A 12,939-nucleotide genomic window follows, 5' to 3' on the forward strand; every position below is an offset into this window, starting at 1 on the left:
CGCGGTCAATCGGTGCTGGCGCGCAGGGCGCGAAGCCCGAGGACGAAGCCCAGGACGGCGGTCACGGCGGCCGCCAGGAACCCATAGGCGACATCGGGGGTCGCGATCCGTCCGGCGAAGAGGGCGCGTTCGGCGTCGACGACGTGGGTGAGGGGGTTGAACTGCGCGAGGACGCGCATCCACCGCGGCCCCTCGTCCAGGGGGAGCAGCATCCCGGAGAGGATCATCAGCGGGAAGAGGACCGTTTGGTGCACGGTCCAGAACATCCAGTCCTGCTCGCGCACCGCGATGGCCAGTGCGCAGCTGAGCGACCCGATCCCGACGCCGAGGACGCCCAGCAGCACCAGGCGCCGCTGGCCGCCGCTCATCGCCTGCGTCCTGCGGCGCGCCAACCGCTCCAGGCCGAGCACCGAGAGCAGTTCGGCGGCTCTGGCACGGGCCGCGGTCCGGCCGAGGCCGTGGATGCGGCCCTGGGTGACGACCTCGTCCACGGCCCGTTGGGTGTGCCCGGCGCCGTTGCCCTGGCCGACGTAGCCGATGTGCTCGCGCACCAGTGGGCCCTGGGTCCGCACGTCGAAACCGGCGACCCGCGCGGTGCCGCCCGTCGGCGGGAGCAGCGTCGAGAGCATCCGCATGAGCGTGCTCTTGCCCGCACCGTTGGGGCCGAGAACGGCGACCGTCTCCCCGGGCGCAACGGAGAAGTCGATGCCCCGGACGGCGCGGACCTCATCGCCGTCGGGAGCCCGAAAACTCCGCGACAGATTGGCAGTGCTGATCATGTGTCGGCGTACGCTCCATTCCCGCTTCGATGGCGGTTCCCATCCTCACCGGGCTTGTGGCCGCTATATGTCCACAAGTGCTCCTAGAGTGGGCCCATGTCGACCGGCACCCGCCTCATCGAACTCCTCGGACTGCTCCAGAACCGGCGCCATTGGCCCAGCCACGAGCTCGCGCGCCGTCTCGGCGTCAGCCGGCGCACACTCCGCCGCGACATCGACGGCCTCCAGGAGCTCGGGTATCCGATCACCGCCACACGGGGCACCGGCGGCGGCTACCAACTCAGCCCCGGCGCCTCACTCCCGCCCCTGGTCCTCAGCGAGGACGAGGCCGCCGCCATCGTCATAGGGCTGCAAGAGATCACCTCCGGCGCGTCCCCCACATCGGCGGACGCCGCACTGAGCGCCATGACCAAGATCGTCCAGGTGCTTCCGGTGCGGATCCGGCGCCGCATCGACAGCCTCCGCGCGGTCGCCGTCCCGGCGCGGCCCCCCGAGGAACGCGTGGACATCACCGACGTCGCCTCGTTGACGACCGTCGCCCTGGCCTGCCGCGACACCGAGACAGTGGAGTTCGCCTACCGCGCCCGGACCGGTGAGACCACCGTCAGGACGGTCCACCCGCACCGCATCGTCCGCGTCGAGAACCGCCTGTACCTCATCGCCTGGGACCTCGACCGGGCGGATTGGCGCACGTTCCGCGTCGACCGCATCGGAGACCCGAGCCGCACCGGCACGACGTTCGCCCCCCGGCCCCTCCCAGCGGACGACCCCGTCGAATACGTGCGCGCCCGGATCGGGTCGATGCCCGCCAGGTACCCCGTCCGTGCCACGGTCCGCGCCCCCGCCGAACAGGTGCGGGAGGAGATCGCGCACTACGGGACGGTGGAGCCCATCGACGCCGCCTCGTGCCGGGTGCACATCGCCGCCGAATCCCTCGACTGGGCCACCTTCTGCATCGGAGCGCTCGAAGCCCCCGTCGTGGTCCACGGCCCACCGGAAGCCGTCGCCTACATGCGCGCCTGGGGCCGCCGCCTCACCGCCGGCACCCAAGAGACCCCGTGACCCGCGGGACGGTCCAACGCCCTCGGGAGCGATTGAGATCGACCCGTGTCGGCCTGGTGGGTCTTCCAGGGTGCGGCTGCGCAGGCCGTCCGGGACGGTCCGGGACTGCGAAGCAGCGAGCAGCAAGCAGCGACAGGATGAAATCAGGCCGCGCGGCCCCGGGCGAGCGTCACAGTCCACCCAACCCGTACGGCCCTGCTCACGTCACTGGGCATGGATCTCCGTGTTCTGGCAGGCGACCAGGAGCCATCGCCCGTCCTCCTTGGCCATCACATAGAGCGGTGTGCCCGCGTTCCCGATCGGCTGCCGATCCAGCGTCCAGTACTGCGCGCGTGCCTTGACCGCGGCAACGTCCGGGCGGATGAACAGCACGTGCACCACTTCGTACGTTGCCGTCGAGTCCTTCATGGCACCCGGCAGCACCTGGTGGGTGAAGGACGAGATCTCGTCGCGGCCGGTGAGGCGCTTGCCATGGCCCGTCGTCCAGATCGCGTCGGCCCGGAAGAGCCCGACGAACTCCTCGGGCGACTCGTTCTGCTGGGAGTGCTCGAGAGTGGCGATCACCTGCTTGATCGCTTCGATCTCGGCTTCCTGCGTCTGCTGGTCGATGACTGTCGTCTCCATGCCGACCATCATCAAATATCAACCAAACTTCAGGTCAAGCCCCAACCCAGATCCATCGACCTCCAGCCCGCAAGGGAGCGCGATCCGGGCGGTGCCGATGTGGGCCGTGCCGACGTGGGTCAGCGGGAACCAGCGGTGCCGACCGCGGGTGCTGCCGTCCCGGGCGGCGGGCACGGGGAAACGCGCACCGCCCCAATCCCCCTGCCCGCCCGCGTCCCACTGGCGTCAGCGACCGGCGCCCGGCTGCATGGCCGGAGAGGGGTAGACGGCGAAGACCCGCTGGCCGTCGAGCCACGCGCTGAGCCGCCGCGCTTCGGCCGCCAACGCCTCGCGGGCCTCCGCGGAGACATCGTCGTCGAGCAGGCGCAGCCCGACCACACCGTCGGGATCCTGCACCCACGCGCCGACGACGCGTCCGTCGACCCAAGCAGTGGTCCCGGCGTTGCCGACGCTGTCGAACAACTGGGGTGCGTGCGCGCCGAGGTAGAAGCCGCGCGCCTTCCAGCCCATCACGGTCGGGTCGAGCAGCGGCAGGAGCGCGACCCACGGCTCGGCGGCGGCGACCGGGTCGAGGTCGTCCTCGCGCAGCCACCCGACCGAGCCGTCGTCCAGGGACACCCGCTGCGCGCCGATGTCGTCCAGCGCGGTGCGGACAGCGGACTTGGTACCGCCGAGCCACCAAGCGAGGTCGTCGACGGTGCCGGGACCGTAGGACCACAGCCACCGCGACACCAACTCGGCATAGCCCTGCCGCGACGCAAGCGCGTCGGGCACCTCGTCCCCCCACCACGCCTGCGTCGTCGTCCATGTCGGGCGACTCGTGTACCAGGCCCCGGCGTTGGCGGCGCGCGCCACCGAACCGTCGAGGCTCAGCTGGGTGAGCACGCGCGGAGCGATCGCGATCCGGCCTCCCCAGGGCTTGTCCGGAGACTGCTCGATGACACCGGCGGCCTCGGGCACCTCCTCGCGTACCCGCTGCGACGGCCGCGGCACGCCGTCGGCCAGGCGCGCCAGCACCGCCTCCTCCGCAGCCGCGAGCCAGGCGGCTCCCTGCCCGTCGGCGGCCGGCCCCCAGCGTTCGAGGTCCTTGACCAGCCGTTTGCGATGGGTCGCGGCCACCCGGGCGGAGGCGCTTCCCCACACGGCCGGCACCAGATCGCGAGGGAACACGAACAGGGTCTCGCGCATCGACTGCTGCCGAACGAGTGAACGCGTGTCGTAGAGCGACCGTTCGACGTCGTCGATGTCGAGCGCGCCGACCCGCGCCCAGCACGACAGGTGCACGCTCGGCGGTTCGGTGGCGTGCAGACACACCACCGCACGTGCGGCCTCCACAGGCGAGGCCACTTTGGCCGTGGACGCAAGAGCGTGCCGCACACCCAACCGGGCCCGGCGCTCCTCATCGGTCACCAAACGCATGAAGCCATCCTCGCGGAAACCACCGACAACCCAAGGAGCCCACGGCAACCCATCGACGATCCAGCCTCATCGGCCCACATTGACGCGAGCGACGCTCCTGGCGAGGGGTGCACGTCCACGGACGCCGACCGGGAAACCCCCACACGCGTACGCGCACTCACGATGACTGTCACATCGCTGTCACTCCACGTCGTGGAGTGTTCTTAGCGTCGGCGACTCAGACCCGACCAGACGTGTGCCCGGCCCAACGGCGCCGGCCAAACGCTCCAGAGCAGCGCGGGCATTGTCGCGACCGCCGAGCAGCCCCAAGTTGTTGCCCAGAAGCAGGAGGCTCCCGAACGGACCGAGGTTCAGCGGCACGTCCTCGAACGTACCGACCAGTGCTGTGACACCACGTTCACGCGCCACCCGCACCGCGCCCGCCGACGAATCCATACCAACGGTCTCGTGCCCGAGAGCTTGGACGGCCGGCGAATGCCGCCCCGCACCGCAACCGATATCGAGGGCACGTCCATTCACCTGCTCGCACGCCCATAGGTCCAGTGGGGTGAGTTCCTCAAAGGGCGTGAAATAGCAAAGGGCATCGTTGACGCCGACGTAGCCGTCCTCGCGCTCGATCACCTCGAACGCCGCCCCGGGGACGACCCCCGCGTCCCAGCAGCGTTGGAGGATCTGCCCGAATGCGTCGCCGATCACTGGCGCACGACCGATCCCACCCATACGGCAATGGTGCCGGGCCCGGCACCTCAACGCACGGAATTTTTCAGAGGCACCATTCATGACCCGTGCACCAAACGAACCATCGCGGTGGAACCGAATTACCGTCCACCCTTATGTGACGCTGAGCTGCGCGATGTCCATCGACGGGCGCATCGACGATCTCAGCGACACCCGCCTCCTGCTGTCCGACCTGGCCGGTGGCGGAGTCGAGCGGCTCATGGTCGAAGGCGGGGCCAGGTCCACACCCGCTTCCTCGCCAACTGGCGAGCGGTCAGTTCGGCGGCCTGTCGACAAAGCACCGAATAGATTCATCGTTGGCCGCGGGGAGAGCCCGCGAGAACGTCCCGGCCGACTGAGCGCCGCCCTCGGTACACACGCTGCACCGACGCTGTCATACCCGTGGTCTCCTGGCGGCTTCTTCTTCATCGCCCATTCGGCACACGGCCGCATTGGCGAGTTCGATGTCGGCGGCATGGAGGCGCCTGCCGCAGGGTCTCCCAGCCGCGACCGCTGAAGTCCGACCGGTCGGGCTCGTACGATCACGAGATGCACGCTGACGACGTTGCGTACGGCCGGCAGGCAACGCACGAGGGCTTCGTCTCGCGACTGACGAAGCGCTCGATGGCTGTGATGTGCTGGCTGTGGGCCCTGTTCATGCCGTTCACATTCTTCGTCGGCGAGGTGTACATGGCCTGGTGGGCGCACATCCTGCTGGTGGTCTTCCTCATGCTGATCCTGCTGCCTGCGGGGTACGGCCTCTGGTCCGACGTGGGGGACGCGGAGGACATCACGCAGTTGCGGCGCAGCGGGCGGCCTGCGGTCGCTGAGGTCATCTCGATGCACCGGACTCCCGGCCGGGGGTACGGCGAACTCGACTCCGTGTCGCTGCTCCTGCGGATCAGCGGCGATGAGGTCCCGGTGTTCACGGCGAGCTACCGCGGAGACCAAACGGCGGCCTTCCGGGTCGGCACCCTCCTCGACGCCGTGGTCGACCCGTCCGACAACCTGTACACACTCATCTTCGACGGAGACAGACCGAAGCGGTCGCCACCTACCGCCTGACGGTCTACCAGCGCAAGGATGGCCGGGTAGGTGGCGGAAGCCTACGTGCTGGCCTCTGACGGCTCGTTGAAGCGCGTCCAGCGCTACGCCGCGGCGAAGTCCTCGGGCTTGCCTGGGACGACGTCGACATGGCGCACGACGATTTGTCGATTCGGCGACAGGTCCAGCGGGGTGACGGCGCGCTCGCCCTGGTCGACGTCAAGACCCGTGCGGGCAGGCGGACCCTGCCGCTGCTCCCATGGGCGCGCGACGCGCTGATCGAGCAGGCCGGTCGGCAGGCGGATGGCAAACGCAGCGCGGGGGACCGCTGGCATGAGATGGGTCTCGTCTTCACGAACCGGACCGGCGGGCCGCTGCAACTCCGCGACCTCTCCCGAACCTTCGAGCGCCTCGTTGAGAAGACCAAGGTGCGTCCGATCCGGCTGCACGACCTCCGGCACTCGGTGGCATCGCTCCTGAAGCGGTCCAAGGTCGCTCCGCGGGACGCGATGCAGATCCTCGGGCACAGCCGCATCTCGGTCACCATTGAGATCTACCACCCACAGCGACGAGGAGAGCCAGCGGGACGGACTCGGCCGCCTGGGCGACTCGCTCTTCGGTGAGTCCGAAGAATAGGGCCGCGTTGCTGTCAGAACTGCTGTCAAAAAAGCCCCTGCCGCGTGCGGCAGGGGCTTGACCATGTGGGCGTACCAGGACTTGAACCTGGGGCCTCATCCTTATCAGCCGCATTCAGGACACCACGGACCGTCACGTTGGCGGCGTTATCGCTGCTCATTGTGCGTATACCAGTTCGTATACTACCGCTCGATTCCGGCCTCTGCCGCATGCTGCCACGGACAGATCACGGACGGATCCGGGCACGGCGGCGGTCCGCGGCGGTGCGGTTCAAGCGGAACGCCGCACACCCGAACGACGGTAGCGCTCCGTAACCGAACGCCGGGATCTGAGCACTGCGCCGGGAGCATACAGGCGGCACCCCTGTCACAGGACCGCTCCGACTCGTCTTCCACAGCTGTGGACAACTCCAAGCGAGCGCGGGCGCTACACGTGCCCGCGCGGCGCCCGTCCGGCCGGCAGCGCCCCATCGCCACCCCGGCGGGGGTGTGACAACGATGGGATACGCCAAGAAGCGCACCGCCAAGAACGGCACGACCCGCTACACCGCCGTCTACATCGACATCCGCGGCCAGGAACGCTCCGCCGGCACCTTCGACACCGCGAAGGCCGCCGACAAGGCGTGGCAGCGCGCCGAGGTCAAGGTCTCCGAGGGCCGCATCACCAGCATCCGCCACGGCAGGCAGCGCTTCGACGCCTACACCACCGAGACCTGGCTGCCCAACCACGTCGTCGAGCACACCACCCGGCAGAACATCACCTACTGCGTACGGCGGCACCTGCTGCCGGAGTTCGGCCGCATGCGGATGAACGAGATCCTGCCCGCGCACGTCCAGGAGTTCGTCCGCAAGTCCCAGGAGCGCGGGTTCTCCCCGTCCAGCATCCACTGGATGGTCACCGTACTCAGTGCGATCTTCTCCAACGCGCTGCTCAACCAGGTCGTCTTCCTGCACCCGTGCAAGGGCGTCGTCATGCCGAAGGTGGGCCGCAAACCCCTGGAGATGATCACCCCCGAGCAGTTCGACGCGTTCCACTCCCACATCACCGGCGAGGAATTCCAGCTCCTCGTGGAACTCACGATCGAGTCCGGGCTCCGGTGGGGTGAAGTCACCGAACTCCGTCCGAAGGACATCGACCGGTCCACCGGCATCACCGACGACGACCTGCTCTTCGGCTTCCCCGAACCAGAGAGCGCGCCCCCGATCCCCGAACTGCCCGCGGGCGTGGACCTGGGCCGCACCGCGCCGGACGCCAAGGGCCGCACCTACAAGCACGGCACCATGACCGCACACCAACGGCAAATGTCGCTGCGACCACTGCCGCACCGCCCTGGCGCGCTACCGCGCCCAGCGCCGGGCCGGTGGAAAGGACCAGCCCCGCCCGCGGCGCACCAGCACCACCGACGGCCACCTGCCCGCGGAGTGGTTCCGCACCCACATCTGGCACCCCGCCCGCGAAAAGGCAGGGCTGCCGAAGGACATCACCCCGCACAAACTCCGCCACGCCCACGCCTCATGGCTCCTGGCCGGCGGAGCCGACCTGGTCGTCGTCAAGGAACGCCTCGGCCACGGCTCCATCACCACCACCGAGCGCTACCTCCGCACCCTCCCCGACGCCGACGACAGCGCCTTGGAAGCCCTCGACAACATCCGCGACCGAGGACACGGGAAACGAGGCAGCACAAGCGCAACAGGGTGACTGTGCATAGAGAGTCCTCGTGGCCCGACGACATGGTCGTCGGGCCACTCCTGGACGCCCCTGAGTCAACACGGACCGTTCGCCGTTCAGCTATAGGAACGACCGGCGGAGGACTCGGCCGCGCTTGTCGGGCACCTCAATCTCACCAAAGGTCCGTCTTGGTCAGCGCTTCGTCCCAAGCCACGCGCTAAAGTGCGCGAGTGTGTCGGATTTGCGCCGCTGAGCTGCGGCGATGGCGTGTATGGTCTCGTGGACGTGGGGGTGGTAGCGCGTCTGCTGCGGCGCTGCGTGACGTGCCCTGTTCAGCGCCTTGAGTGCTGCGGAGTGATCACCGCTGAGAGTCCACGCGCGCGCCACGTCCTGCCAGTGGTGGCCTATCCGCGTGGCCTTGACATCGCTGGGAATGTGAATTTGGGAGCCGAGTCGGGCTGCCCTGCCGGGATCCCCGGTTTCGAGCGCCACGGCTACCCGATGAATCTCAACGTTGCCTGGACCGAAGTTGGTGTCATAGGCGGTGGACTCGTGTCCGATCATTCCTCCGAGCCGGGTCGCTTCCTGGATGTGTTCATCAGCCCGCGGCTTGTCCCGAGCACGAGCGGCGAGAATAGCCCCACGCAGGTGGGCGGCACCGCTGAGGGCGATGCTGTTCTCGTCATGCGGATGGACGACGATCATGTCGAGTGAGCGTTGAACGAGGCGTTGCGCCGTGCCATAGGCCGCGTGTGAGAGCAGATGAGTGCTCGTTGCTGTGTCGCATGCGCGGTCAGGAGGGGCTGACCAGAATGCGCGGCGGCGTTCTCCATGCGATCGAGCCCGCTGGAGGCCAGTGAGAACCAGCCGAACCGGTACGTCAGTTGAGCGGCGTTGCCGTAGGCGCGGGCGAGCATACGAAAGGCACGCTCACGTTCTTCATCGGTGCGAGCGCCATCGACGGCACCGTGGAGTTGGCGCAGCAACACCGGGATACGACTCATCGCGCGCCGCGAGTAGTCGTTGCGTCGGTCATGCTGAACCACGGCGAGGTCGGCCTTTAGCTCGTCCCACGAGGCCGGTTCAACAGGTTCGACGTAGGAACCTTCGGCGAAGAGGGTTTGAAGCTCGGCTACGCCTGCGACGCCGCCGTCTTCCACGAGTAGTTCCCGGAAGGGCTGACCGTAGAGTTCCTGCGCTTCTACACCCAGCGCCCGCGCTACCGCTGCAACCAGTCCGGGGGATGCCGGCTCCCGCCCTTGTTCGACCGCTCGGATCATGCTCACGCTGTAGCGAGAACGCTGGGCCAAAGAGTGCTGGTTGAGACCTGCGACCTTTCGCGCGATGGCGATGCGCTCGCCAATCGATACACCAGCCACGGGCTTGGGCATGGGCTCTCCCAGCGACATCGACGGCGTTGGCCTCTAGCGTACGCAACCGCCGGGTCACCGCACTCACGATGACTGTCACATCGCTGTCACTCCACGTCGTGAAGTGTTCTTAGCGTCGACGACTCAGACCCCCAGGGCAGCGTGCCGCTGCCCGACGAAGGAGAGTCGATGTCGACCGCCCCCGATGACATCCCGACCTATCTTTCCACCGACACCACGCTGCGCGCCAAGATCCTCGACGCCTGCGGAATGACCTGCACGTTCTGCCACAACGAGGGAACGCCCGTCGTCGTGGACAACCGCAAGCGCCAGCACGTTGCGTTCACCGCCGCCGGCACCTCAGGCCGGGTATCGATCTATGCGTCCCGCAATGGGGCGACCTTCCTGCCTGCTCCGATGAGGCCCGACCCTTCCTTCGCCGCAGCGTTGGAGTCGCTCCGAGTTCGTATGGGCTTCAGCGAACTCCATCTGACGGGCGGCGAGCCCACACTTCACCCGCAGCTACCTGCGATCATCGCGCGAGCCAGAGATGAGGGTTACGAAGTGTGCATGACATCGAACGGTGAGAACGGAGCCGCGCAGATCGCCGACTGCGCTAATGCCGGATTGAACCGGATCAACTTTTCGATCTTCGGCACCACGCCCGCCGAACTCGCCCAGGTCCAACACGCCCGATTTCGTTCCCCTGAGCGCGCCGCTCGCAAGATCACCGCACTGCGAAGGTCAATCGATACCTGCCTCGACCACGGTGTGCGGGCGAACGCCAATATCGTCGTACTGGACCGCACCCACGTCGAGCGGGTCCACCGCCTTCTCGACACCTACGCTCCCGAACTGTCAGTGCGACTGCTGAACTCTCTGGACCACGGCCAGACGTCCCTGGACGCGATCAGTCGAATACTCAGCGAACGCGGCGCGGTCGCTGAAGCCCACTACGTCACCGCCGGCGTCTCCGGAGCGCGGACCTCCTACCGGCTGGCCGATGGCCGACGCATCTACGTCAAGTGGATACGGCCGGTGCGGTTGCCCCGAACATGCGCGGGCTGCCGGTTCAACAACGACACCGACTGCCAAGAGGGCTTCTACGGGCTGCGCCTCTACCGGTCCCAGCAGCACGGTTACCTGGTTGGCGTCTGTCTTCAACGAATGGACCTCTGTTGGCCGATCGAGGAGTTCGCGAACAGCCGCATCGCAGACGAGATCCTGTCCTTCCGCATGGCCGAGCATGTCAACCTTGTGAAAACCGCGACAGGCGAGCAATCCGCATATCACTCAAACTGAGGAGTGGCCCATGGCCGATACCAGCGTCGAATACGAAGCCAAGGTCCTCGACATCGATCCCCGCGAACTGGCACAGACCATCCTGGACAAGGGCGGAACCGCAGTGGGCTCGGCGACCCTGCAACGCCGCTTCGTCTACGACATCGACCCCGATGACCGGTCACGCTGGGTCCGCCTCCGCGACACCGGTCGCGAGACCACGCTGACCATCAAGGAGATCGCCTCCGACGACATCGGCGGCACGCAGGAAACCGAGATCGCCGTCTCCGACTTCGACACCGCCAATGCCCTCCTCGGCAAGCTGGGCTACCGCGCCAAGGCTTACCAGGAGAACCGGCGCGAGAGCTTCCTCCTCGACGGGGCGCAATTGGAGATCGACACCTGGCCGGGCATACCGCCCTACCTGGAGATCGAAGCCTCCGGACGTGCCGAGGTCGTACGCGTCGCCGCGCTGCTGGGCTACACCGAAGATCAGCTCACCGGAGAGAACACCACCAAGGTCTACACCCGCTACGGCATCGACCTGACAGCCATCACCGACCTGCGATTCGACACCCAAGACGAGTGACTGCGGCGGCCGTATATGCGCGATGCGGCGCATTGCGCAATCAGCACCGAAAGCAAACTTAATGTAGTAATCCGCACACCTATTGTCAGCTCGAAAGTATTCGCCTTAAATACCCGATTTTCGCGCCCAGCCAGGGCTACCATACGAGACATGAGAATGTGCGATGACCACCGGATCAAGGGGTGGTGGTTCCTTCCCGAAACTCCAGATGAGCGGGTTCCCGGGATCTTGACCTGGAGTCAAGAAAAGGGGGCAACTCTAGAGCTCATCGGCGGGTTCTCGAAGGAACCATAGTACGAGCAGGTCAGCGAAGGAGTCTCGCGCGCCAGCGGACTTGTTGCCGAAGCGATTCCAGGTACGGTCTTCGGCGAGACCGACACAGGAAAATCGGTCACGCTGTGGGGGGCCGAGCGAGGAAACTACAAGGCAAACGGCATGGGTCAGATGACCGAGGAGTTCTGGCGCGCTTCGTGGGTATGTTTAGGCGCGCATCTGTCTACTGCCAACGAGCGTGTTCTCCGGAGCCTTACGGTTGCTTTGGATAGCCTCTACTACCTCACCGACGACGGTCGCTTCTGTACGCCAACGTGGGCACGGATCGAGGGAGTAGAGCACCCTGGGGAGGAGCAGGAAGATGGCACCCTCCTCACGCCGTACATCCTTCCGATCATCGGCGGTCGGCGGACAGGTTACGCCAGTGGTTCAACTACGGACACGGCGTACACCATAGATACCCACGCCACAAGGCCGTGGATCAGCCCGGCGACCGAGGCAATGCCTGGACTGAAGCTCGAATTCATGATGAATCGGCGACGAGGCGGACTTGAAATCAACCTACGAGTTGGTGCTCACGCACGAGTGGAATTCACCGACGCTTCGGCTGGTTCAGCAAGAGAAATGGTCCAACGGCTTAACCCACTTCTTGAACTGATGAGCCTGGCGACCTTCGACTCCAGCGGCGTGGAATGGATAAAGGCACACACTATTGATGGTGCTGAGGTCTCGCTGCTCTGCCACATTAAGCACCCCAGCATGCCCGATCGTTCCGCTGAATCTAGCGGTGTGGTCTTCACATTCAAAGACGTATCGCTTAGCCATTTTCTAGAAACATGGCAGAAACTCACTTCGGGAGAGCAAGCTCAGTATGCATGGAACATGGCCGTTGGTCTCATCGGTCATTCGCCACTCATGGTGGAAGAGCATGTAAGTCAGGTTCTTGGGGCTGCTGAGGGGTTCCACAGATGGTGCCTGCGCGGCAAAAAGGAAGAATCCCTCAAGAACCGATTGGTCCTCCTGCATGATCGGCTAACCGATGAGCTAAAGAGACAACTAAATCTCGACGTGGGCCACTGGGCAGTCTGGGCCACCTGGGCGCGTAACCATGTTTCCCACGGTGGAGCTGAGAAGCATCGAGACGTGGGTGACTTCTACCAACTCAAGGTGATCGCGGACTCTGTTCGCCTGGTCACCTATCTCAATGCCTTACAGGAGTTTGGAGTATCCGAAGACAAACTGGTAGAAGCCCTCCGCCAACATCCGCGTCTGTGCATTCTGGTAGAAAGATGTGCTGAGCTCGCGAAGCTGCCGACACCCTAAGTACTGTCCCAGAGGCAGTGCGGGCGCGTCCAATGGGCAGGGCTGGTAATGCTAGCCATGGGGGGTGCTTCTATGGTTTTGTCAAGCCGCTTGGGTGGTGGCTGGTTGGTAGAAGGAGCCGTCGCGCAGCATCGCGAACAGCACGTCGCAGCGG

General features: G+C 66.2%; 12 protein-coding genes and 2 pseudogenes. 7 read left to right on the top strand and 7 right to left on the bottom strand.

Annotated features, from left to right (window positions below; genetic code table 11):
- Nucleotides 1-5: 5 nt before the first annotated feature.
- Nucleotides 6-368, bottom strand: coding sequence for an ABC transporter permease (locus CLV63_RS35355; protein WP_449288809.1), 363 nt, complete (start codon nucleotides 366-368; stop codon nucleotides 6-8).
- Nucleotides 348-779 (bottom strand): annotated as a pseudogene (locus CLV63_RS35360) (ATP-binding cassette domain-containing protein); the annotation flags it as partial. The gene CLV63_RS35355 and the pseudogene CLV63_RS35360, both read right to left, overlap by 21 nt.
- A 96-nt stretch (nucleotides 780-875) precedes the next feature.
- Between CLV63_RS35360 and CLV63_RS32260 the strand changes: the two are divergent.
- On the top strand, nucleotides 876-1,841 hold the full coding sequence (locus CLV63_RS32260) for a helix-turn-helix transcriptional regulator (RefSeq protein ID WP_106587041.1): 966 nt from the start codon (nucleotides 876-878) through the stop codon (nucleotides 1,839-1,841).
- Nucleotides 1,842-2,045: 204 nt separating this feature from the next.
- On the opposite strand, the gene CLV63_RS32265 is transcribed toward CLV63_RS32260, so the two are convergent.
- From CLV63_RS32265 to CLV63_RS32275, 3 genes are all read right to left on the bottom strand, one after another.
- The gene (locus tag CLV63_RS32265) at nucleotides 2,046-2,465 is read right to left on the bottom strand and encodes an SgcJ/EcaC family oxidoreductase (protein ID WP_211301586.1); all 420 of its coding nucleotides are present in this window, start codon (nucleotides 2,463-2,465) and stop codon (nucleotides 2,046-2,048) included.
- A 225-nt stretch (nucleotides 2,466-2,690) separates the two neighbouring features.
- Nucleotides 2,691-3,884 (bottom strand): winged helix DNA-binding domain-containing protein, encoded by a 1,194-nt coding sequence (locus CLV63_RS32270; protein ID WP_106587043.1) that lies wholly within the window; start codon nucleotides 3,882-3,884, stop codon nucleotides 2,691-2,693.
- 180 nt (nucleotides 3,885-4,064) lie between these two features.
- Nucleotides 4,065-4,604 (bottom strand): class I SAM-dependent methyltransferase, encoded by a 540-nt coding sequence (locus tag CLV63_RS32275; protein WP_170134406.1) that lies wholly within the window; start codon nucleotides 4,602-4,604, stop codon nucleotides 4,065-4,067.
- 546 nt (nucleotides 4,605-5,150) lie between these two features.
- On the opposite strand from CLV63_RS32275, the gene CLV63_RS32285 reads away from it, so the two are divergent.
- The 3 genes from CLV63_RS32285 to CLV63_RS35365 all read left to right on the top strand — a co-directional run bounded on the left by CLV63_RS32285 (nucleotide 5,151) and on the right by CLV63_RS35365 (nucleotide 8,170).
- Nucleotides 5,151-5,666, top strand: coding sequence for a hypothetical protein (locus tag CLV63_RS32285; RefSeq protein WP_106587045.1), 516 nt, complete (start codon nucleotides 5,151-5,153; stop codon nucleotides 5,664-5,666).
- Between the two features lie 128 nt (nucleotides 5,667-5,794).
- Nucleotides 5,795-6,268 carry a tyrosine-type recombinase/integrase gene (locus CLV63_RS35335; protein ID WP_106587046.1) on the top strand — a complete coding sequence of 158 codons (474 nt, stop codon included), beginning with the start codon at nucleotides 5,795-5,797 and terminating at the stop codon, nucleotides 6,266-6,268.
- Between the two features lie 510 nt (nucleotides 6,269-6,778).
- Nucleotides 6,779-8,170: a tyrosine-type recombinase/integrase gene (locus CLV63_RS35365; RefSeq protein WP_146165724.1), complete on the top strand. Its 1,392-nt coding sequence runs from the start codon at nucleotides 6,779-6,781 to the stop codon at nucleotides 8,168-8,170.
- Here the strand turns inward: CLV63_RS35365 and CLV63_RS34275 are convergent.
- The gene (locus tag CLV63_RS34275; RefSeq protein WP_211301587.1) at nucleotides 8,142-8,654 is read right to left on the bottom strand and encodes a hypothetical protein; all 513 of its coding nucleotides are present in this window, start codon (nucleotides 8,652-8,654) and stop codon (nucleotides 8,142-8,144) included. The genes CLV63_RS35365 and CLV63_RS34275 overlap by 29 nt on opposite strands.
- A complete protein-coding gene (locus CLV63_RS34280) occupies nucleotides 8,651-9,340 on the bottom strand; it encodes a helix-turn-helix domain-containing protein (protein ID WP_211301588.1) in 690 nt (229 codons plus the stop codon). Before CLV63_RS34280 ends, CLV63_RS34275 begins: the two co-directional genes overlap by 4 nt.
- Before the next feature lie 168 nt (nucleotides 9,341-9,508).
- Here CLV63_RS34280 and CLV63_RS32305 point away from each other — a divergent pair, with 168 nt between their 5' ends.
- The 3 genes and pseudogenes from CLV63_RS32305 (at nucleotide 9,509) to CLV63_RS33370 (ending at nucleotide 12,785) form a co-directional block, all read left to right on the top strand.
- Nucleotides 9,509-10,621: a radical SAM protein gene (locus CLV63_RS32305; protein ID WP_106587047.1), complete on the top strand. Its 1,113-nt coding sequence runs from the start codon at nucleotides 9,509-9,511 to the stop codon at nucleotides 10,619-10,621.
- Nucleotides 10,622-10,631: 10 nt separating this feature from the next.
- Nucleotides 10,632-11,189: a class IV adenylate cyclase gene (locus tag CLV63_RS32310; RefSeq protein WP_106587048.1), complete on the top strand. Its 558-nt coding sequence runs from the start codon at nucleotides 10,632-10,634 to the stop codon at nucleotides 11,187-11,189.
- A gap of 156 nt (nucleotides 11,190-11,345) precedes the next feature.
- Nucleotides 11,346-12,785, top strand: a pseudogene (locus tag CLV63_RS33370) (ApeA N-terminal domain 1-containing protein).
- Nucleotides 12,786-12,939 lie beyond the last annotated feature (154 nt).

The organism is Murinocardiopsis flavida (assembly GCF_003014485.1).
GTDB classification, from domain to species: Bacteria; Actinomycetota; Actinomycetes; order Streptosporangiales; family Streptosporangiaceae; genus Murinocardiopsis; species Murinocardiopsis flavida.